The 21,420-nt window shown below is 58.5% G+C and carries 17 protein-coding genes, 4 tRNA genes and 1 riboswitch; of the genes, 4 read left to right on the top strand and 17 right to left on the bottom strand.

The genetic code is table 11. The features are described 5' to 3' along the window. Positions 1 to 224 precede the first annotated feature (224 nt). A tRNA-Arg gene (locus HNQ83_RS29180) sits at positions 225 to 301 on the bottom strand. A gap of 613 nt (positions 302 to 914) precedes the next feature. Here HNQ83_RS29180 and HNQ83_RS29175 point away from each other — a divergent pair. Beyond that, the gene (locus HNQ83_RS29175; RefSeq protein ID WP_003178899.1) at positions 915 to 1,241 is read left to right on the top strand and encodes an Arc family DNA-binding protein; all 327 of its coding nucleotides are present in this window, start codon (positions 915 to 917) and stop codon (positions 1,239 to 1,241) included. Between the two features lie 99 nt (positions 1,242 to 1,340). Here the strand turns inward: HNQ83_RS29175 and mgtE are convergent, their stop codons facing one another. Then, positions 1,341 to 2,783, bottom strand: coding sequence for a magnesium transporter (gene mgtE / locus HNQ83_RS29170; RefSeq protein WP_175392300.1), 1,443 nt, complete (start codon positions 2,781 to 2,783; stop codon positions 1,341 to 1,343). Positions 2,784 to 3,103: 320 nt separating this feature from the next. On the opposite strand from mgtE, the gene HNQ83_RS29165 reads away from it, so the two are divergent. Next, a complete protein-coding gene (locus tag HNQ83_RS29165) occupies positions 3,104 to 3,622 on the top strand; it encodes a cell envelope protein SmpA (RefSeq protein ID WP_175392299.1) in 519 nt (172 codons plus the stop codon). A gap of 19 nt (positions 3,623 to 3,641) precedes the next feature. Here the strand turns inward: HNQ83_RS29165 and HNQ83_RS29160 are convergent. From HNQ83_RS29160 to ltaE, 7 genes are all read right to left on the bottom strand, one after another. Continuing rightward, positions 3,642 to 3,718 (bottom strand) — tRNA-Arg (locus tag HNQ83_RS29160). A 71-nt stretch (positions 3,719 to 3,789) separates the two neighbouring features. Continuing rightward, positions 3,790 to 3,866: transfer RNA gene (locus HNQ83_RS29155), tRNA-Arg, on the bottom strand. Between the two features lie 108 nt (positions 3,867 to 3,974). After that, a tRNA-Ser gene (locus HNQ83_RS29150) sits at positions 3,975 to 4,065 on the bottom strand. 62 nt (positions 4,066 to 4,127) lie between these two features. Next, complete coding sequence (csrA, locus tag HNQ83_RS29145) at positions 4,128 to 4,316, bottom strand: carbon storage regulator CsrA (RefSeq protein ID WP_002554426.1); 189 nt, start codon at positions 4,314 to 4,316, stop codon at positions 4,128 to 4,130. Between the two features lie 187 nt (positions 4,317 to 4,503). Then, positions 4,504 to 5,745, bottom strand: coding sequence for an aspartate kinase (locus HNQ83_RS29140; protein ID WP_175392298.1), 1,242 nt, complete (start codon positions 5,743 to 5,745; stop codon positions 4,504 to 4,506). A 91-nt stretch (positions 5,746 to 5,836) separates the two neighbouring features. Beyond that, positions 5,837 to 8,461: an alanine--tRNA ligase gene (gene alaS, locus HNQ83_RS29135; protein WP_175392297.1), complete on the bottom strand. Its 2,625-nt coding sequence runs from the start codon at positions 8,459 to 8,461 to the stop codon at positions 5,837 to 5,839. A gap of 146 nt (positions 8,462 to 8,607) precedes the next feature. Further along, entirely contained in the window at positions 8,608 to 9,612 is a 1,005-nt protein-coding gene (gene ltaE, locus HNQ83_RS29130) for a low-specificity L-threonine aldolase (RefSeq protein WP_175392296.1), read from the bottom strand. A 196-nt stretch (positions 9,613 to 9,808) separates the two neighbouring features. After that, a riboswitch (FMN riboswitch) is annotated at positions 9,809 to 9,979 on the top strand. Between the two features lie 115 nt (positions 9,980 to 10,094). Here ltaE and HNQ83_RS29125 point away from each other — a divergent pair. Next, entirely contained in the window at positions 10,095 to 10,604 is a 510-nt protein-coding gene (locus HNQ83_RS29125) for a 6,7-dimethyl-8-ribityllumazine synthase (RefSeq protein ID WP_175392295.1), read from the top strand. A gap of 120 nt (positions 10,605 to 10,724) precedes the next feature. Here the strand turns inward: HNQ83_RS29125 and astE are convergent, their stop codons facing one another. From astE to HNQ83_RS29090, 7 genes are all read right to left on the bottom strand, one after another. Beyond that, entirely contained in the window at positions 10,725 to 11,735 is a 1,011-nt protein-coding gene (gene astE / locus HNQ83_RS29120) for a succinylglutamate desuccinylase (RefSeq protein WP_175392294.1), read from the bottom strand. A gap of 12 nt (positions 11,736 to 11,747) precedes the next feature. Then, positions 11,748 to 12,038 carry a topoisomerase II gene (locus HNQ83_RS29115; RefSeq protein ID WP_175392293.1) on the bottom strand — a complete coding sequence of 97 codons (291 nt, stop codon included), beginning with the start codon at positions 12,036 to 12,038 and terminating at the stop codon, positions 11,748 to 11,750. A 61-nt stretch (positions 12,039 to 12,099) separates the two neighbouring features. Beyond that, the gene (astB, locus tag HNQ83_RS29110; protein WP_175392292.1) at positions 12,100 to 13,446 is read right to left on the bottom strand and encodes an N-succinylarginine dihydrolase; all 1,347 of its coding nucleotides are present in this window, start codon (positions 13,444 to 13,446) and stop codon (positions 12,100 to 12,102) included. Between the two features lie 164 nt (positions 13,447 to 13,610). Then, positions 13,611 to 15,080 carry a succinylglutamate-semialdehyde dehydrogenase gene (gene astD / locus HNQ83_RS29105; RefSeq protein WP_175392302.1) on the bottom strand — a complete coding sequence of 490 codons (1,470 nt, stop codon included), beginning with the start codon at positions 15,078 to 15,080 and terminating at the stop codon, positions 13,611 to 13,613. Next, on the bottom strand, positions 15,077 to 16,102 hold the full coding sequence (astA, locus tag HNQ83_RS29100; protein WP_175392291.1) for an arginine N-succinyltransferase: 1,026 nt from the start codon (positions 16,100 to 16,102) through the stop codon (positions 15,077 to 15,079). The genes astD and astA overlap by 4 nt, the downstream gene beginning before the upstream one ends. Before the next feature lie 72 nt (positions 16,103 to 16,174). Beyond that, positions 16,175 to 17,194, bottom strand: a complete 1,020-nt coding sequence (gene aruF, locus HNQ83_RS29095; protein ID WP_175392290.1) for an arginine/ornithine succinyltransferase subunit alpha — start codon at positions 17,192 to 17,194, stop codon at positions 16,175 to 16,177. Positions 17,195 to 17,388: 194 nt separating this feature from the next. Then, positions 17,389 to 18,609: an aspartate aminotransferase family protein gene (locus HNQ83_RS29090; RefSeq protein ID WP_175392289.1), complete on the bottom strand. Its 1,221-nt coding sequence runs from the start codon at positions 18,607 to 18,609 to the stop codon at positions 17,389 to 17,391. 317 nt (positions 18,610 to 18,926) lie between these two features. On the opposite strand from HNQ83_RS29090, the gene HNQ83_RS31390 reads away from it, so the two are divergent. Then, the gene (locus HNQ83_RS31390) at positions 18,927 to 20,213 is read left to right on the top strand and encodes a leucine-rich repeat domain-containing protein (RefSeq protein WP_256669324.1); all 1,287 of its coding nucleotides are present in this window, start codon (positions 18,927 to 18,929) and stop codon (positions 20,211 to 20,213) included. Between the two features lie 58 nt (positions 20,214 to 20,271). On the opposite strand, the gene argR is transcribed toward HNQ83_RS31390, so the two are convergent. Then, positions 20,272 to 21,252, bottom strand: coding sequence for a transcriptional regulator ArgR (gene argR / locus HNQ83_RS29080; RefSeq protein WP_175392288.1), 981 nt, complete (start codon positions 21,250 to 21,252; stop codon positions 20,272 to 20,274). Positions 21,253 to 21,420 lie beyond the last annotated feature (168 nt).

The raw sequence follows: 21,420 nt of genomic DNA, 5'->3' as shown, positions 1-21,420 counted from the left end.
TTTATCAAGGAGTTTTCCGTTTCGACTGCGCCGGAAGTGGGGCGAATTATAGACACCTGAAATCTGCCGTCAACACCTAATTTGGTTTTTCTATCAAAAACACCCCAAATGCGAGAATCCCCACTCCCCTCTATATAGAAGGACTCAAATATGAGCGAAAAGCCCATCGGGATAGCCGATAGAAAGGGTCGCGAGCAGAAGGGAGATTAAGTATCTGGAAAAGGTGGTGTCCCAGGGCAGGTTCGAACTGCCAACCTTCCCCTTAGGAGGGGGATGCTCTATCCAATTGAGCTACTGAGACACAAATTGCCCGCGAAGACACGCAGAGCGATAGACGGCGTGCATGTTAACGGGCACACCGGCCTTTGTCATGTCATCCATGGGCTTTTTAAGTGTAGGCACTACGCCCCATGGACAGGCGAAGTTTTACCGAGCAAGCCAGAGGCGATTCAAGACTCCTTCATCACGCATCCAAAAACGCCACACCGATACGATTCGATAACCCCAATGACCCTCCCCAGATGACAAATCGCCTTGCCATCCATCCTAAATGGCTCTGGCCGCGTGCGAAGCTCTAGTAAATCGGCCATTTGCCACTATCCTGTAAAGGGCAAGGAACAGTGATCGATTCGCATGAAATGCCCGTCAGAAATTTCGTTCGGGCAGAGGACGCGGTCAGCGATACGGACCAGCCAGCTTTCCAAACCAGTCCGCATTTCTGATAATTGGTGCTGGCATAACGCCTTTATCCAGTTCAATATTTGTCACAGAATTGACGCCAATGATCTGGCTACTTTGAGGCATGATGCGAGCCTCTATCAATTCAGGTTGAACATTTGGCCATAGCGCTTGTCGTATCAGACATCCTGCGGCCAATCCCGAGAACCGCTCCCCTGAACTAACCGGTTAAATATATGCGCCCATTGAAACAGGCAATCTATTCCAGCCGTACGGCTGACAAGTTCGTCGTACGTCTGCCAGACGGAATGCGTGAACGCATTGCCGAGGTGGCTCGCAATCATCACCGCAGCATGAACTCTGAAATCATCGCACGCCTTGAGCAGAGCCTTATCCAGGAAGGTGCACTAGGCGAAGAACTCAGCATGCGCCTGGACAGTCCTGAGCTTTCATTGCACGAACGTGAATTGCTGCAGCGCTTTCGCCAACTCTCTCACCGTCAACAAAACGCTCTCGTCTCATTGATTGCCCATGATGCCGAGATGGCCGCTGACGCCTCCTGATCTACACTGAATTCTCAAGCCAGCCTGATCGCTGGCTTTTTTTTGCCTGAAATTCGACCACAAAAAAACCCGCCGGATGGCGGGTTTCAAGTAACAGGATCAGAGCAGGAAGATCGTCGCCAACCCAAGGAAAATGAAGAAGCCTCCACTGTCAGTCATGGCAGTAATCATTACGCTGGCCCCCATCGCCGGGTCACGCCCGAGTCGTGCAAGCGTCATCGGAATCAAAACCCCCATCAACGCAGCAAGCAGCAAGTTAAGCGTCATGGCGGCAGTCATCACCACGCCCAAAGACCAACTGCCATAAAGAAGATAGGCAACAGCGCCGATCACACCGCCCCATATCACACCATTGATCAGCGCCACTGCCAATTCCTTGCGCATGAGTCGCGACGTATTGCCGGTGCTCACCTGGTCTAACGCCATGGCCCTTACGATCATGGTGATGGTCTGGTTACCAGAGTTGCCACCGATGCCCGCCACAATTGGCATCAACGCCGCAAGCGCCACGAGTTTCTCGATAGACCCCTCAAACAGTCCGATCACCCGAGATGCAACAAATGCGGTGATCAAGTTCACAGCCAACCAGGCCCAACGGTTGCGCAGGGACTTCCAAACCGATGCAAAAATATCTTCTTCTTCACGCAGACCCGCCATGTTGAGAACTTCGCTTTCGCTCTCTTCACGAATCAGGTCGACCATTTCATCGATTGTCAGACGGCCGATCAATTTGCCGTTCTTGTCGACCACAGGCGCGGAAATCAGGTCGTAACGCTCGAACGCTTGAGCGGCGTCATAGGCTTCTTCGTCCGGATGAAAGCTCACCGGATCACTGGCCATGACTTCAGAAACCTGTTTATCCGGATCGTTGACCAGCAGACGCTTGATCGGCAGCACGCCCTTGAGGACACCGTCGTAATCGACCACGAACAGTTTATCGGTATGGCCGGGCAGCTCCTTGAGACGACGCAGATAACGCAATACCACTTCAAGACTGACATCTTCGCGGATCGTCACCATCTCGAAGTCCATCAACGCACCGACCTGGTCCTCGTCATAGGACAGGGCTGAACGCACGCGCTCGCGTTGTTGCTGGTCCAGCGTCTCCATCAACTCGTGGACGACATCTCGCGGCAGCTCGGAGGCCAGATCAGCAAGTTCGTCGGCATCCATGTCCTTGGCTGCAGCCAGGAGCTCGTGATCGTCCATGTCGGCGATCAGCGTTTCACGGACCGAGTCAGATACTTCGAGAAGAATGTCGCCGTCTCGATCGGCCTTGACCAATTGCCAGAGCGTCAGACGATCGTCCAGCGGCAAGGCTTCAAGGATGTAGGCGACGTCGGCGGAGTGCAGGTCATCGAGTTTACGCTGCAACTCGACAAGGTTTTGCCGATGAACCAGATTCTCGACGAGGTCGTGATGCGGACCCTCCTGACGGTGGGTCAGGTCTTCAACCACTCGCTGACGCTGCAACAACTCAACAACTTGAGCGAGGCGGTCCTGCAAGCTTTCCTGCGTTTTCTTTACTTCAACTTCAGACATAGGCGAACTCCACTCCCAGCAGTGGAGCACGCCGGAAGGATCAATCAGTCAATTCATGATTGGAAAAACGGTTTACTGAGTAACTACTGGGTAAGTCCATGGAGGTATTCCACAAGCCCCGGCGGGGCTGACGGGCGCAATGATACACCGCCTGATGGTTTTAAATGTTAAAAAATCGCGGCTGAAACAAGCGCTTGCAAGACAAACTTGAACACTGTCCTGACTCTTGAAATTGCGACGACTCATCCTGAAAAGAAAACACACCGCAGCGGAAAAATGTGGCAGCTACGCTTGAAAACAACCGTCATGGAGGACGCTCAATGCCATCAAACGCGCAGCACTATTTACTCATCACCCTACTCTGCCCGCCCCTGGCGATTGCCACGACCATTCACCGCTGCGAGACCACCAATGGACACATCACCTTCACTACGCTGAGCTGCAGGACTAACGAAAGCCTATCGCTCCAGGAAGTCCGCACGATCACACCAGGCAGCACAATCACGACGCTAATGCCTGAAGCGGATCCTCGCGCAGCACCAGGCACGAAATTCCAAAGGAAAGATCCAACCGTCGTAGGCAAGACAGAAGACAAATGCGGGAACCTGATCAGCGCCAAGGAGCGGCGCGAAGCAATCATCAATCAGCGGATTATCGCGGGAATGACCCAGCAAGACGTCGAAAGCGCACTCGGCAAGCCCGACAAGATCAGTATTTCGAATTTAAGGACAAGCTACCGCTACGAAACCAAGCGAGGTCGCAGCGCAAACATTGAATTCGATGAGAGAGGATGCACGAAAGGAAAAGCCAAATCCCAGACGGCAAAAAGCCCGCATTAAATGCGGGCTTTCTGTTGTATGGTGCACTCGACAGGATTCGAACCTGTGACCGCTCGGTTCGTAGCCGAGTACTCTATCCAGCTGAGCTACGAGTGCATTTGTGTTTTTATACCAGATCACAACTGGTTGGAGCCAAGTTATTCACATCACTGCAAACAACTCTTAAATGGTGCACTCGACAGGATTCGAACCTGTGACCGCTCGGTTCGTAGCCGAGTACTCTATCCAGCTGAGCTACGAGTGCATTTGTTGCCGCGCATTATAGGCCGTTAAATCTGTTTGTAAAGCGCTTTTTTCTAGTAATTTCAACAACTTACCGAAGAAGCCAGATTACAACGTACTACGAAAATAATGGCGGAGAACGGGGGATTCGAACCCCCGACACCCTTTTGAGGTGTACTCCCTTAGCAGGGGAGCGCCTTCGGCCACTCGGCCAGCTCTCCGCAACACGGGGCGTATATTAACCAGCTTCTTCCCCGTTTGCAAACATAAAAAACGATAAAAATTAATGGCTTGGTTCTTCGTCCTTCTCTTTCTTGATGCGCAGGTAAATTTCCTCACGATGGACAGCCACCTCCTTGGGGGCGTTCACACCAATACGCACTTGATTTCCTTTGACGCCGAGCACGGTCACGGTGATTTCTCCATCACCAATAATCAGGCTTTCTGCGCACCGACGAGTCAGAATCAGCATACCTTTCTCCTCACGCCTTACATTTCAGGGACAACAGTCTGCAAAAAAAAGGCACTAGACCTACAACCAAAATGGTCATTGGCCTACATGCCTGAGTATTGACTAGCGCGAGCAAAAGAACAGCCTCGGGGTCACGCCATTCAAAAAAACAAAGGGCGCGGTCAGACCGCGCCCTTTGGCGAACGCATCACTCGCCCTGGCGGGCAGGCGCGTCCAGTTCGAAAGCTGTATGCAGGGCGCGCACAGCCAGTTCCAGGTACTTCTCTTCGATCACTACGGAGACTTTGATTTCCGAAGTCGAGATCATCTGGATATTGATGCTTTCCTTGGCCAGGGACTCGAACATACGGCTGGCAACGCCTGCGTGCGAGCGCATGCCAACGCCGACGATCGACACCTTGGCGATCTTGGTATCGCCAACGACTTCACGGGCACCAATCTCGGAAGCCGTTTTTTCCAGCACCGCTTGCGCAGCCTGGTAGTCATTGCGGTGCACGGTGAAGGTGAAGTCGGTGGTGTTATCGTGCGCAACGTTCTGCACGATCATGTCGACTTCAATGTTCGCGGCACTGATAGGGCCGAGGATCTTGAACGCTACGCCCGGGGTATCTGGCACGCCACGGATGGTCAGCTTGGCTTCATCGCGGTTAAAAGCGATGCCGGAAATGATCGGCTGTTCCATGGTTTCCTCTTCATCAATAGTAATGAGGGTACCCGGACCCTCCTTGAAGCTGTGCAGTACGCGCAGCGGAACGTTGTACTTGCCGGCGAATTCCACCGCACGGATCTGCAACACCTTGGAACCGAGGCTGGCCATTTCCAGCATCTCTTCGAAGGTAATCTTGTCCAGGCGCTGAGCCACGGACACCACGCGCGGGTCGGTGGTATAGACGCCGTCGACGTCGGTGTAGATCTGGCACTCGTCAGCCTTCAAGGCCGCCGCCAGAGCCACGCCGGTGGTGTCGGAGCCGCCACGACCGAGGGTGGTGATATTGCCGTGCTCGTCGACGCCCTGGAAACCGGCGACAACCACCACGCGACCGGCCTTCAGGTCGCCGCGAATCTTCTGGTCATCAATCTGCAGGATACGCGCTTTATTGTGCGCACTATCCGTCAGAATCCGTACCTGGTTGCCGGTGTAGGACACCGCTGGCACGCCACGCTTGATCAGCGCCATGGCCAACAGAGCGATCGTCACCTGCTCACCGGTGGAAACGATCACATCCAGCTCACGCGGAACCGGTTGGCCATCGCCACTGATTTGCTTGGCCAGATCGATCAGACGGTTGGTTTCGCCGCTCATTGCAGACAGCACAACCACCAGGTCATCGCCGGCATCGCGGAATTTCTTAACCTTGTCGGCGACCTGCTCGATTCTCTCGACAGTGCCGACCGAGGTGCCTCCAAATTTCTGTACGATCAAAGCCATTTCAAAGCCGCCTCTGCCCATGAAGGGCGCCCAAATAATCACTCAAACAGCGTTCCGGCCCGCCACTAGACTGCGGGCCGGAGACACTGCCTTATAAACCCTGCTCTACAAACGGGACAGTCAGGGCCAGTGCCGCATCCAGTGCGCCAGCGTCGGTACCGCCGCCTTGCGCCATGTCTGGACGACCACCGCCCTTCCCGCCCACTGCCGCAGCGGCTTGCTTCATCAAATCACCGGCTTTGAGTTGGCCAGTCAGGTCTTTGGTTACGCCTGCAACCAGAACGACCTTTTCCTCATGGACACTGCCGAGCAGGATCACTGCGCGGCCGAGTTTGTTTTTCAGCTGATCGACCAGCGCCAGCAGCGCCTTGCCATCCTGACCATCCAGACGCACGGCCAGCACTTTCACATCCTTGACGTCCTGCGCTTGCGCCGACAGATCGTCACCCGCCGCGCTGGCTGCCTTGGCTTGCAACTGCTCGAGTTGCTTCTCCAGCAGACGGTTGCGCTCCAGCACAGCCGACAACTTGTCGATCAGGTTGTCGCGGCTGCCCTTGACCAGGCTGGCCGCTTCCTTGAGTTGTTCTTCCGCCGCGTTCAAGTAGGCCAGCGCCGCGGCACCGGTGACTGCCTCGATACGACGCACACCAGAGGCCACACCGCCTTCGCTGATGATTTTCAGCAGACCGATGTCGCCGGTGCGGTTGGCGTGGATACCGCCACACAGTTCGACGGAGAAATCGCCACCCATGCTCAGCACGCGCACGTTGTCACCGTACTTCTCGCCGAACAGCGCCATGGCACCTTTCTGCTTGGCGGTTTCGATATCGGTTTCTTCGGTTTCAACTTCGGAGTTCTTGCGAATCTCGGCGTTGACGATGTCTTCCAGCGCTCTCAGCTGCTCAGGCTTGATGGCTTCGAAATGGCTGAAGTCGAAGCGCAAGCGCTGACTGTCGACCAGCGAGCCTTTCTGCTGAACGTGATCACCCAACACCTGACGCAATGCGGCGTGCAGCAAGTGAGTGGCCGAGTGGTTCAGCGACGTCGCGTGACGCACGTCGGCATCGACATGCGTCTCGACCGGAGCACCTACAATCAGGCTGCCCGAATCCAGTACACCGTGATGCAGGAACGCACCGCCGGTCTTGGTGGTGTCACGCACGTCGAAACGCGCAGCGCCAGCCTGGAGGAAGCCGCAATCACCAATCTGACCACCGGATTCCGCATAGAACGGCGTCTGGTCGAGCACGACCACGCCCTCTTCGCCTTCGCTCAGTACGTCAACCGATTGCCCTTCTTTATAGAGAGCAACGATTTTGGCGGAACCGCTGTGAGCGGTGTAACCGGTGAACTCGGTGTCGACGTCGACCTTGACCAGGCTGTTGTAATCCATGCCGAAGGAACTGGCCGAACGTGCACGCACGCGCTGGGCTTCCATTTCGCGCTCGAAGCCTGCTTCGTCGATGGTCAGGCTGCGCTCACGGGCGATGTCGCCGGTCAGGTCCATCGGGAAACCGTAGGTGTCGTAGAGTTTGAACACGACATCGCCCGGTACCACGTCGCCCTTGAGCTCGGCCAGATCCTGCTCGAGGATTTTCAGGCCCTGTTCCAGGGTCTTGGCGAATTGCTCTTCTTCGGCTTTCAGCACGCGCTCGATGTGGGCCTGCTGGGATTTCAGCTCAGGGAACGCTTCACCCATCTCGGCGACCAGGGCCGCAACGATCTGATAGAAGAAGCTACCCTTGGCGCCCAGTTTGTTGCCATGACGGCAAGCGCGACGAATGATCCGGCGCAGCACGTAGCCGCGGCCTTCGTTGGACGGCAGCACGCCATCGGCGATCAGGAAACCGCAGGAACGGATGTGGTCGGCCACGACTTTCAGGGAAGCCTGAGCGTCATTGGTGCAACCGATGGCCTTGGCCGATGCGTTCAGCAGGCTCTGGAACAGGTCGATTTCATAGTTCGAGTGAACGTGCTGCAGCACGGCACTGATCCGCTCCAGGCCCATGCCGGTGTCAACCGACGGTGCTGGCAACGGGTGCAACACGCCGTCGGCGGTGCGGTTGAACTGCATGAACACGTTGTTCCAGATTTCGATGTAACGGTCGCCGTCTTCTTCCGGCGAGCCTGGTGGGCCACCCCAGATGTCGGCGCCGTGATCGTAGAAAATCTCGGTGCACGGACCGCAGGGGCCAGTATCACCCATGGTCCAGAAGTTGTCGGAGGCGTACGGCGCGCCCTTGTTGTCGCCGATGCGAACCATGCGCTCGGCCGGAACGCCGATTTCCTTGGTCCAGATGTCGTACGCCTCGTCATCGCTGGCGTAGACAGTGACCCAGAGCTTTTCCTTCGGCAGGTTCAGCCACTTCTCGGAGGTCAGGAAGTTCCAGGCGTAGGTGATCGCGTCACGCTTGAAGTAATCGCCGAAGCTGAAGTTACCCAGCATTTCGAAGAAGGTGTGGTGACGAGCGGTGTAACCGACGTTTTCCAGGTCGTTGTGCTTGCCGCCGGCGCGCACGCATTTCTGGCTGCTGACCGCGCGGGTGTACGCGCGCTTTTCCTGGCCCAGGAAGCAGTCCTTGAACTGGTTCATCCCCGCGTTGGTGAACAGCAGGGTTGGGTCGTTGCCCGGAATCAAAGAGCTGGAGGCTACACGGGTGTGGCCTTGCTCTTCGAAGAAGCGAAGGAAGGCTTCACGGATTTCTGCGCTTTTCATTAGGTTCTTCCACGGAGGCTGCGGCCAAAGGCCTGTTCGAAACGTCAACAGACGAAACGACGGCAAAGGGCCGCATTATATCGGCCCTGCGCGCGGGGTACAGCGTGTTTATACGATAGAAACGGTCAATTGGACTGCTAACGCTATCACTTACGCGAAAAGTCGACGAATGTCGCGACGACCTGCTCTATTTGTTCGCGACTGATGTCCATGTGCGTCACCATCCGCAGACGAGCGGCAGCACTGAGCTTGATCCCTCGATCGGCGGCAAAGGCCTTGATCGCCTCGGCCCTGCCGCCCATCGCCACATAGACCATATTGGTCTGCACCGGCTCGACATCGAAACCTGCTGCACGCAGGCCTTCTGCCAGCAACTGGGCATTGGCGTGGTCGTCAGCCAGACGCTGGATGTTGTTGTCCAGAGCGTACAAACCCGCCGCCGCCAGAATCCCGGCCTGACGCATGCCGCCGCCGACCATCTTACGCAGGCGCCGTGCCTTGGCGATCAGCGGCGCCGAGCCGCACAATACCGAACCGACCGGCGCGCCCAAACCTTTGGACAGGCAGACCGAGACGGAATCGAAATACTGGGTAATCTCTCGCGCATCCACACCCAACTTGACTGCGGCGTTGTATAGCCGAGCACCGTCCAGGTGCAGTTGCAACCCGTGTTCGTGTGTAAAATTGCGGGCGCGGGCCAGATAGTCCAGGGGCAGGACCTTGCCCTGCATGGTGTTTTCCAGCGCCAGCAGTCGGGTGCGGGCGAAGTGGAAGTCATCCGGCTTGATCGCAGCGGCGACCTGCGCCAGGTCCAGCGAACCATCGGCCTGTACTTCCAGTGGCTGCGGCTGGATCGAGCCCAGGACCGCCGCACCGCCCCCTTCATACTTATAGGTGTGGGCTTGTTGGCCGACGATGTACTCGTCACCTCGCTCGCAATGAGCCATCAACCCCAGCAGATTACTCATGGTGCCGGTCGGGACAAACAACGCGGCGGCAAAACCGAGGCGTTTTGCCAACTCGGCTTCCAGACGATTGACCGTCGGATCTTCGCCATAAACATCGTCCCCGGTGGCCGCTGTGGCCATCGCGTCGAGCATGCCGGCGGAGGGTTGAGTGACGGTGTCGCTGCGAAGATCGATAACGCTCATGAATCTGGCCTCGGTTAGCAGGGGAAATCCCTTTCAGGTAAACGTTACTGCGGTCATGTCGATGAATAATCAACCCTTGAGCAAGGAAAATACGGACCGATCCAGCGGAAAACTCGATAGCAATCATCTGAAAGCAGCAATGCGCATGCAGGAAATATGTGTTAAAAACGCTGCGCCGCCAAATAATCAGGCGGCAAAACGTTCTCAGGGCGGGGTGCAACTCCCCACCGGCGGTAATTGCGCGCAATGCGCATAGCCCGCGAGCGCTTGGTGACGGCACGGCTTCGGCAGTGACTGGCAGCAAGGTCAGCAGACCCGGTGTGATCCCGGGGCCGACGGTCATAGTCCGGATGAAGAGAGAACGGGATTGGCGCCGCCTAGGCTCTATACCAAAGCGCCGCCCGCAGGCATTTGTGTCTGCGTACCCTTAAATCCCATTCGATTCATAACGCCCTGTTTTTCACACAAACAGGAGTCAGAACATGCAACCCACCGCAATCGACAGCAAAAGCAAACACCATCACGGCGAGCGCGTTGCGTTCATCCAGGCCTGCTGGCACAAGGAAATCGTTGACCAGAGCCGTAAAGGCTTCGTCGCCGAAATGATTGCCCAGGGTTATCAGGAATCCGACATCGACTTCTTCGAAGTCGGTGGTGCCTTTGAAATGCCCTTGCATGCCAAGTTGCTGGCCAAGACCGGCCGTTATGCCGGCATTGTCGCGGCAGCCCTGGTGGTGGACGGCGGGATCTACCGTCATGAATTCGTCGCTCAGTCTGTGGTCAGCGGCCTGATGCAGGTTCAACTGGAAACCGAAGTGCCGGTGTTCTCGGTGTCCCTGACCCCGCACCACTTCCATGCAGGTGAAGAGCACCAGAAGTTCTTCTTCGAGCATTTCGTGCATAAGGGCCAGGAAGCGGCGAGAACGTGTGCGGATACATTGAGCAAGGTGCGTGCGTTGCGTCGTACTGAGCCACGCGCAGTAGCCGTCTAAACACCAAAAAACCTGTGGGAGCGAGCCTGCTCGCGAAGACGGACCGACAGTCAACAAATGTGTTGAATGTTAAACCGCTTTCGCGAGCAGGCTCGCTCCCACAATGGTTTAGTGCTGTGCTTAAGCCAGGTTTTCGTCGGTCGTCGGCACAATCAGGATGCCGGCGCGCAGGCCGTTCTTCACCTTGGGGTTCGGGAAGATGATCCGGGCGCCCTCCTCCTCGATGATCCATCGGGTATTGGCGATGTCCTCCGCAAGCAAATAGCCCACATCCAGTTCGGAAAAATTCTCGATGTCCGCCGGCAGGTTCAGGCGGAAACTGTCGCTGTGCTTGATGATTTCCCGTGCCACGCTGAACAACTGCAAGCCGTCCAGTGCAGTCTCGGTCGATTCCGGCTCGCTGCCTTCGATGATCTGTTTCAGGCGGTTTTCCAGCAGGGACACATTGACCCCGTCGTTCTGCCCAAACGGCCGCGCCTTGCCCAGTTCGAGCGTGAAGGCCTCGGCACCAAGTTTGTCGTAGGTATAGGAACTGAAAACGATGGACGGCTTGTTCTGAAGCAGCACCGCTTCCATGCCGGCGGCGCGCAAGCGGGCCAGTTCCAGACGCGAATGCTGGCGCCCCTCCTTCCAGGGGTACAGCGCGAACTGCTCGATTTTCGAACCGCGGATCGCGGTGTGCAGGTCGTAGTGCAGTCGCTGGCGATCCGGCAGGCTGAAGAAGCTGGCGGCCAGACGTTCCAGTTCACAGGCGCGCAAGGCTTCGGAGCCGCTGCTTTGTTCGTGACGGCCATTGAACAGCCGATTGACGTCCTGCTCGACGAAACGCTCGCCCTTGCGAATCGCTTCGGGGTTGCCGAACAGGAACAGAATACGTGCACGCGGCTTCAGATCGCCGCGAGCGATGTCATGCAACAGTCGATCAAGCAATTCGATCGGCGCTGTTTCGTTGCCGTGGATCCCCGCTGACAGCAGCAGGTCCAGGCCATTATCGCGCGCTTCGGGTGGCCGGACTTCCAGCGCACCCTCGCTCAACCAGCGCATGCGCACGCCTTCGACAGTCAGTTGAGTCTTCTCCGCCGGTTCACGGCCGGCGAGGGTCAGTTCAAGCAGTTTGCCGAGGGCGAGCATAGAGCGGTTTCCTTAGTGGTCGTGGTTGCAATCCGGGCCGTGAACGTGATCCTCGTCGTCGCCGAGGTCAGCCGGTTCCATCTCCAGTTGCAGACTTACCAGATTAGTCGCCAATGGGCGCAGCAGCAGGTTGGCGTATTCGGCGTCACCCTCTTCGACGTCCACGCCGATCAGCAATTGGCCGCGGCCGTCTTGCTGGATCCACAGCTCTTTGCCTTGCCACATGACCGCGACGCGGGTGCAGGAGGTTTCCAGTTGCGTGCCGTCGGTGTCTTCAAGGATCAGCTGCAGTTTGTCGCTCATGTAATTACGCTCTCATTGGAGATGATGCAGCGCGCTGTCGTGTCCGAAAGCGCGCCGTCGATCAATTGATCTGGAATGGATAAACCGCGCCCAGTTTAAGGATTTGCGTCAGTTCATCCAGTGCCGTCCGGCACTCAAGCAACAATTGCGGGTCCGCCAGATCGTTTTCGGTCATGCGGTCGCGGTAGTGCTTGTTAACCCATTCGGTCAACGTGCCGTACAACGGTGCCGTCATGATAACGCCTGGATTGACCGCCGCCAGTTCGGTTTCGTTGAGCGCGACACGCAACCTCAGGCAAGCCGGGCCACCGCCGTTCTGCATGCTTTGCTTGAGATCGAAAACCTTCACTTCGCGAATCAGCCCGCCGGAGCTGGTCAAACCCTGCAGGTATTGCCAGACACGCTCGTTGCCATGGCATTCTTCCGGCACGATCAAGAGCATGGAGCCGTCAGGGCGCGACAGCAGTTGGCTATTGAACAGGTAGGAACGAACCGCGTCTTCTACCGTTACCGCGGAACGCGGTACGCAGATCGATTGAAATTTCCCACCGACCTTGGCGAGTTTGCTCTGCAATTCGGCCAACATCTGCTCGGTCTCGAGGAAAGCGTCCTCGTGATAGAACAACACTTCACCGTTACCCACGGCGATCACGTCGTTGTGGAACACGCCCTGATCGATCACCGACGGGTTCTGTTGGGCGTAGACCACGCCGTCATCCTTCAAACCGTGCAGACGAGCGACGGCCTGGGAGGCTTCAAGGGTCTGGCGCGCCGGGTATTTCTGCGGAGCCGGATAGCGGGTGTCGAACGCACTGCGACCGAACACGAAGAACTCGACGCCGGCTTCGCCGTACTCACGGCAGAAACGGGTGTGGTTGGCCGCGCCTTCGTCACCGAACTGCGCCACGGCCGGCAAGGCGGCGTGATGGGCAAAGTGCTTCTGGTCGGCAAACATCGCGCCCAGCACGCGGCTGGTGGTCGGGTGTTCGATGCTGCGGTGGTATTTGCAGTTGAGGTTGGCGGCGGTGAAATGCACGCGGCCGTCCGCGGTGTCGGCACTCGGGCTGACGGTGGCGGCGTTGGCGACCCACATGCTCGACGCCGAGCAACTGGCGACCAGCAGCGGCATCGCGTCCTTGGCGGCGCGTTCGATCACTTCAGCGTCAGTGCCGCCAAAGCCCAGGCGACGCAGTGCCGCCACGTCAGGACGCTCTTGCGGCGCCAGTACGCCTTGCTGAAAGCCCATGTCCATCAGCGATTTCATCTTCGCCAGGCCTTGCAGCGCCGCTTCCTTCGGGTTCGAAGACTGCTGGCTGTTGCTCTGGGACGCGACGTTGCCGTAGGACAGGCCACCGTAGTTATGGGTCGGCCCCACTAGACCGTCAAAATTGACTTCATAGGATTTCATCAGCGAGGCTCCACGAGAATCTGTTTGTTATAGGCATCAGTAACTGTTCAGTGCGACCGCGTCGCGGCCATCGCTGGCAAGCCAGCTCCCACAGTGATTGCGTTGTACACAAGATGTGTGAACGCCACCGAACCTGTGGGAGCGGGCTTGCCAGCGATTGGGCATCACGCCATCTTCACGCCAGGCGTGAGGGCCGCAGGCAACACCAGGCTCGGCGTTTCCAGCGAGGCCACCGGGTAGGCGCAATAATCCGCCGCGTAGTAGGCACTGGCGCGGTGGTTGCCCGAAGCGCCGACACCGCCGAATGGCGCGCTGCTCGCGGCGCCGGTCAATTGCTTGTTCCAGTTGACGATACCGGCGCGGCTTTCCAGCCAGAATTGCTGATAACGCGCTTCGGAGTCCGACAGCAAACCGGCCGCCAGACCGTAGGCAGTGTCATTGGCTTCAGCAATGGCCGCTTCAAAATCAGCGTAGCGGATCACTTGCAGCAACGGGCCGAACAGCTCTTCGTCCGGGCGCTCGGCAACGGCTGTGACATCCAGGATGCCTGGGGTCAGCAATGCGGCCTGGGCCTGGGGCTGAGTCATTTCCAGCAAGGCCACCGCACCGTTGGCCAGCAGATGCTCCTGGGCATCCATCAATGCTTTCGCTGCGCCAAGGGAAATCACCGAGCCCATGAACGGTGCCGGTTGTTGATCGAAGGCACCGACCACAATCGTGGCGCTGACTGCCACCAGCCGCGCCAGTAGCGCGTCGCCCCAGGCACCTTGCGGCACCAGCAGACGGCGGGCACAGGTGCAACGCTGGCCGGCAGAAATAAACGCTGACTGGATAATGGTGTACACCGCCGCGTCCACATCGGCGACCTGATCGACCACCAGCGGGTTGTTACCGCCCATCTCCAGCGCGAGGATCTTGTCCGGACGACCGGCGAATTGCTGGTGCAAGTGATTGCCGGTGCGGCTGGAGCCGGTGAAGAACAGACCGTCGATCCCCGGATTTGCCGCCAGTGCGATACCGGTTTCGCGCGCGCCTTGCAGCAGGTTCAACACACCGGCCGGCAGGCCGGCTTCGATCCAGCATTTGACCGTCAGTTCGGCGACTTTCGGCGTCAGTTCGCTGGGTTTGAACAGCACGCTGTTACCGGCCAGCAGCGCCGGCACGATATGACCGTTGGGCAAGTGGCCGGGGAAGTTGTAAGGACCAAATACCGCCACAACGCCATGTGGCTTGTGACGCAACACGGCGGTGGCGTCGCCCAGCGGGCCGCTCTTCTCGCCCGTGCGCTCGCGGTAGCTCTGCACCGAGATCGCCACTTTGTTGACCATGCTGGTGACTTCGGTCGCCGCTTCCCACAGGGGTTTGCCGGTTTCCTCACCGATGGCGTGGGCCAGTTCGTCTGCGTGGTTTTTCAAGGCGGCGGCAAAGGCTTCGAGCACCGAGATGCGTTCTTCCAGGGTACGACGAGCCCAGCCCGGGAACGCCTGACGCGCCGCTTGCACAGCCGATTCAACCTGAGCGGCGGTGGCGCCTTGACCGGACCACAGCACTTGCTGGGTCACCGGGTTCAGCGACTCAAAGGCTTCGCCCTGACCGGCCAGCCATTCACCTGCAATGTATAGCGACTTCATTATTTCGACTCCCGAGCAGCGGACAACGGAACGGCGCGCACTTGATCGCCGGCGTTGAGTTGAAGACGTTTGGCAGTCAGTGGATCGACCACCAGCGTGCCCGCGGCGAAGCGTGCGGGTGCAGCGGTGATGCGGCAGTCTTCGCGCTTGCGGTTATGAATAATGAAAGGCGTGGCGTCGTCGCCCGGCGTGCCGATGGCCAGCACCAGCGCCTGGCTGTCGCGCACCGCGCGGATCTTGCCGGTTTCGCACTCGATCGCCGGGCCGGCGTCGAAGATATCGACGTAGCCTTGATAGCTGAAACCTTCGCTCTTGAGCATCGCCAGCGCCGGTTCGGTGTCCGGGTGCACCTGACCGATCACGTTGCGCGCATCCGGCGACAGGAAGCAGGTGTACAGCGGGAATTTCGGCATCAGTTCCGCGATGAACGCTTTGTTGCCCACACCGGTCAGGTAATCGGCCTGGCTGAATTCCATCTTGAAGAAGTGTCGACCCAGGCTCTCCCAGAACGGCGAACGACCGGCTTCATCGGATACACCGCGCATTTCGGCGATGATCTTGTTGCCGAACAGTTGCGGGAACTCGGCGATGAACAGCATCCGCGCCTTGGACAGCATGCGGCCGTTGAGGCCACTGCGGTAGTCGGCGTGCAGGAACAGCGAGCACAACTCGGAATTGCCGGTCAGGTCGTTGGCCAGGAACAGCGTCGGGATTTCGCGGTAGATGTTCAACTCTTGCGAGGCGCTGACGGTCAGACCGACGCGAAAGTTGTACCAGGGCTCACGCAGGCCGACGGCGCCAGCGATGGCGGAAATGCCCACCACGCGACCGTCGTCATCTTCGAGCACGAACAGGTAGTCCGCATCAGCCCGGCCGGCTTCACCGCGAAAGGTCTTCTCGGCCCAGCCAACCCGATGGGCCAGACGCTCTTCGTTGGCCGGCAAGGTGGTCAGGCCGGTACCGGTGCTGCGGGCCAGGTCGATCAGAGCGGGTAAATCGCTGCTGCGTACGGGACGAACGATCATGCTATCTCCTCAATCGGGCCGCTTGCGCCGCCCGTGAAACTCGCTGCTTTCTAGGCATTCTTTTGGCAGGCGTTAAACCGCTACCAGGCGCACGCTTGCACCTTCACCGACGCCAAGGGCTTCGGCCGCTTCCAGGTCCAGGGTGACGGGCTTGCCCGGCGCGTAGTCGAGTTCAAGCATGACCGCGCGGTAATCCTGCAACTGGCCGTTGGACACCAGGTACTGGCGACCGACACCTTTGACCGGCTCGCCGATTTTCACCGGCACCACGCGGCTCTGGGCAATCGAACGGATCCCCGAGACACGGGCGTGCAAGGTCGGGCCGCCGTCGAAAATGTCGATGTAGTGATCGGTCTCGAAGCCTTCGCGCATCAGGATGTCGAAGGTAATCTGCGCCCGTGGGTGCACCTGGCCCATCGCTTCCTGAGCGGAGTCCGGCAGCAACGGCACGTAGATCGGGTAATGCGGCATCAACTCGGCCAGGAATGTACGGCTCTTCAGGCCGCACAGACGCTCGGCTTCAGCGTAGTTGAGGTCAAAGAAGTTACGACCGATGGCATCCCAGAACGGCGAGTCGCCGTTTTCATCGCTGTAGCCGACGATCTCGGTCACCACGGAATCGGCAAAACGCTCCGGATGGCTGGCGACGAACAGCAGGCGTCCACGGGAGTTGAGCTCAGCCCAGGGCGAACCCACCAGCTCACGCTGCACATAGAAACTGGTCAGCAGACTGTTGCCCGTCAGGTCGTGGCACTGGGAGAGCACGTGAATCTTGTTATGAATCTTCAGCTCGCGAGAAGCGTGCACGAAGGTTTCATTACGAAAACTGTAGAACGGCTCGGAATAACCGGCGGAAGCGACGATCGCCGAGCAGCCGACCAATTTTCCGGTGGCGGCGTCTTCGAGGACGAAGAAATAGCTCTCTTCGCCGTTGAAGCTCACTTCGGCGGCGAACGACGCTTCGCTCGCGGCGATTTTGTCGCTCAGGCGTTCAACGTCATCCGGCAAGGAAGTGACACCAATCGGGCTATCCGCAGCCAGACGCTGTACCTCGCCCAGATCAGCCATTTGCGCGGGGCGCATCACCAGCATGGTGTCACTCCTTTCTAAAAACTCTTGAGGAAAATAAGCCGGCCCCTTGTAGGAGCGAGCCTGCTCGCGATGGTGGATCAGCAACAATGATGTCGACTGACACACCATCGCGAGCAGGCTCGCTCCTACAGAAAAGCGGGACCGGCATCAAAATTGGGTTCGACGCCCGATTCGGTCAGGCGTCGAAGGGTCTATCAGGCTTGCGTCAGTTTTGCCGCGGCGCGCTCGAAGCGATCCAGACCGGCATCGATATCGGCGTCTTCCACCACCAGGCTCGGGGCGAAGCGCACCACGTCGGGACCCGCTTGCAACACCATCAGGCCTTCTTTTTCAGCGGCGTTGAAGATGTCCTTGGCCTTGCCTTTCCAGGCGTCGCTCAGTACGCAACCGATCAACAGACCCAGACCACGCACTTTGGTGAACAGGCCGTATTTCTCGCCGATCTGCTCAAGGCGCGCCTTGAACTTGTCGTGCTTGGCATTGACGCCGGCCAGTACTTCAGGGGTGTTGACCACGTCGATCACCGCTTCGGCGACCGCACACGCCAGCGGGTTGCCGCCGTAGGTGGTGCCGTGGGTGCCGACGACCAGGTGCTTGGCCAGGTCTTCGGTGGTCAGCATCGCCGCGATCGGGAAACCGCCGCCCAGGCTCTTGGCGCTGGTCAGGATGTCCGGGGTCACGCCGTAATGCTGGTAGGCAAACAGTTTGCCGGTACGGCCCATGCCGGTTTGCACTTCGTCGAAGATCAGCAGCGCGTTGTGCGCGGTGCAGAGTTCGCGGGCGCCTTGCAGGTATTCGAGCTCAGCCGGAATCACACCGCTTTCGCCCTGGATCGGCTCCAGCACAACGGCACACGTCTTGTCGGAAATGGCGGCTTTCAGCGCGGCCAGATCGTTGTACGGCACGTGGGTGATGCCGGTGATCTTCGGCCCGAAACCGTCGGAGTACTTCGACTGACCGCCGACGTTCACGGTGAACAGGGTCCGGCCGTGGAAGCTGTTGAGGGCGGCGATGATTTCGTACTTCTCGCTGCCGAAACGATCGTGGCCGACACGACGGGCCAGCTTGAAGGCGGCCTCGTTGGCTTCGGCGCCGGAGTTGCAGAAGAAGGCACGCTCGGCAAAGGTGGCATCGATCAGCTTATGGGCCAGGCGCAGGGCCGGCTCATTGGTGAACACGTTGGACACGTGCCACAGCTTGTTGGCCTGCTCGGTCAAGGCACCGACCAGCGCCGGGTGCGCATGGCCCAATACGTTTACGGCAATCCCGCCGGCGAAGTCGATCAGCTCGCGACCGGACTGGTCCCAGACGCGGGAACCGGCGCCACGCACAGGAATGAAGGCGGCAGGCGCGTAGTTGGGAACCATTACCTGGTCGAAATCGGCGCGTTGTACCGCAGCGTGCTCAACGGACATCGGAGTCTCCTGAAGAGAAAACACTCGCCTGAAACTGGCGAGCGATGGGGGGATTGTAAGGACAGTTTTCAGCCCGGCCTTGCCGCCAAGCGACAACTTCTTATAGCGCAAACCCCGGTTTTTCCCGGGTTTACGGCAATGCGACATATAGGGTCGCAAAGGCGCAGTTTAACTGCCTCGCGGGGATAGCGGCAGGGTTGCGGGGATTTGATTTGCACAACGCGTCCACACACAAACCAGGCCGTAACTATGTACCGCAGCCAAATGGCCGCGCTCCGATTTACTTGGGCACTCTTTAACGCCCAAGGATCGGCACGATGCGATTACCCAACGAGAAGCAACCCGCGACGACCACCGACAAGCAATATGCGGAACACCCCGACAGCCACTACCAGCACCTTAAAAACGCAATTCCCGAATGGCTGGGTCAGGCCTCACCGGCCAAACGCCAAGCCTTGAAGAACACTCAACCGCAGCTCCCCGATCGCTTATCCGAACTGCCGAGCGACCTCTTTGAGTTGCCCGCCGATATCGGTAACGGCTTTGATTTCGGCAACAACCCGTTGTCCACGGTGACCCGGGAACGGATAAAAACCTATCACCGTAAAACCGGAATTGATTTGGGCGTCCTGGCTCCTGAGGCGGATAGGGTTCAAGCCATTGAGCTGTACCCCAATCTAAATCCTGAGCAAGCCAGCGAACTCGTCTACAGCCTGCCCGGCACCCTGGCCGATGGTCGTATCGAACTGGCACGCAAACAAACCGAACTTGCCAGCTTGATCAGCGACCTGACCGTGTGGATGACCGATATTCCGGATGATCCCGTGACGGGTGAACCGCTCGATGCCGAGGCACTGCTACAAGAGCAATTCAAACGAATGAGATTCAAGGACAGCCTTGAGCGGTGCTGGCGTCAAATACCGGTAGAAAATGCCTTCACCAGCGAAACCTCCTTCATGTCCAACGACTCGATCATGGGCGACCTGCCAGTGCTGACCGCCGATTTCGGGCATGTCCTCGAACTCTATCTGACGAGCACGGGGAGCATCGTCCCGAGGGCGAGTCGGTTCCTGGATTACTTCCCCAATCTGCACAGCCTCGCCGTCCGGGGCTATCAGCTGGACAACCTTCCGGAGGCCATTTTCAAGATGAGAAACCTGACCGCGTTGAGCCTTCCAGAATGCCGCATCACCCTGACCCAACGAACCCTGGACGCCCTCGCCGGCCTGGAAAACCTCGACAGCCTGGACCTTCGGGACAACCCGCTGGACCTGACGCCCGATCTGCGCAACCTGCACGAATTGTCTTCGTTGAACCTGAGCAACACCGGGCTTAGCGAAGTACCAAGGGGATTGCTTGATAGCCGCAGCTTGACCCACGCTGACCTGTCCAACAACGCGATCACTGAAATGCCGAGCGAATTGACTGAAGCCACCCCGGATAACACCGCCGGTTTCAACTTCAGCGGCAATCCCTTCTCCGCTCAAAGCCTGGAGCGAATTGCCGCCCACTACCATGAAACGGGAAATACCCTGGGCATCAACGCAGTGAGGGGAATGCCACGGCCCGGCAACCTGCCGCCAGACGTGGATATGGAAAGCTGAACCAGCACTTCAACCAGCAAGGCCATGGGTGCAATGCCCATGGCCTCACGCGCCAGGGTTAACCGCGTTCCGACGGCACCGACGACAATTCGAACGGGCTGCTGCTGCGTCGCTGATTGCGATCTTCCCGCGGCGTGGCGCCGAAGAAGTTGCGATAAGCGCTGGAGAAATGCGGCCCCGAGGAAAAGCCGCAGGACAGGCCGATCTGGATGATCGACTTGCTGGTTTGCATCAACATCTGCCGGGCCTTGTTCAGGCGCAGTTCCAGGTAGTACTGGCTCGGCACGCGGTTGAGGTATTGCTTGAAGATCCGCTCCAGTTGTCGACGGGACACGCACACGTGCTGGGCGATTTCGTCGGTGGTCAACGGCTCTTCGATGTTGGCTTCCATCAGCAGCACGGCCTGGGTGAGCTTCGGATGGCTGGAACCGAGGCGATTCTGCAACGGAATGCGCTGGCGTTCGCCACCTTCGCGGATGCGCTCGACGACCAGCTCTTCCGACACCGCACCGGCCAGTTCCGCACCATGATCACGGGCCAGCACGGCCAGCAGCAAGTCGAGCACCGACATGCCACCACACGCGGTCAGGCGATCGCGATCCCAGTCGAACAAATGACTGGTGGCAATGACTTTCGGAAAGCGTTCGGCGAAATCGTCCTGCCAGCGCCAGTGCACGGCGGCGCGATAACCGTCGAGCAAACCCAGTTGCGCCAACGGATAAACGCCGGCCGAAAGACCGCCGATCACACAACCGGAGCGCACCAGTTGCTTGAGCGCACTGCTGAGCGCCGGCGCCAACGTCGTCGGTGGCTCATCAGCGAGCAAAAACAGTTTCTGCAAGTTTTCGAGCTTGCCGGTCCAGGCTTCGCCAGGCAATTGCCAGGCACCCTCGGTCGGCGGTTCAGCCTGCAAGAACAACAGTTCGTAGACCACGTCCGGATGCACACGCTGGGCAACACGCAAGGCCTCCTCAGCCAGCGCAAGCGTCAGTGCTTTAGTGCTGGGCCAAATCAGGAAACCAATTCGATGGGCAGTCATGGGCGAGCGATCCGAAGCGAAGAACAGTGATGAAGGCATGGGCCAATGCTAGCCCGTAAATGAACACAAATCTCAAAACCGGCGCAGTACACCTGTGGGAGCGAGCCTGCTCGCGAAAGCGGTGGATCAGTCGACATCTGCGTTGGATGTCACACCGCATTCGCGAGC

It is taken from the genome of Pseudomonas sp. C2B4, from assembly GCF_013359695.1.
Classification (GTDB): domain Bacteria; phylum Pseudomonadota; class Gammaproteobacteria; order Pseudomonadales; family Pseudomonadaceae; genus Aquipseudomonas.
Note: the sequence above shows the minus strand (reverse complement) of the source record. Positions and strands in the feature narration are given on the sequence as shown.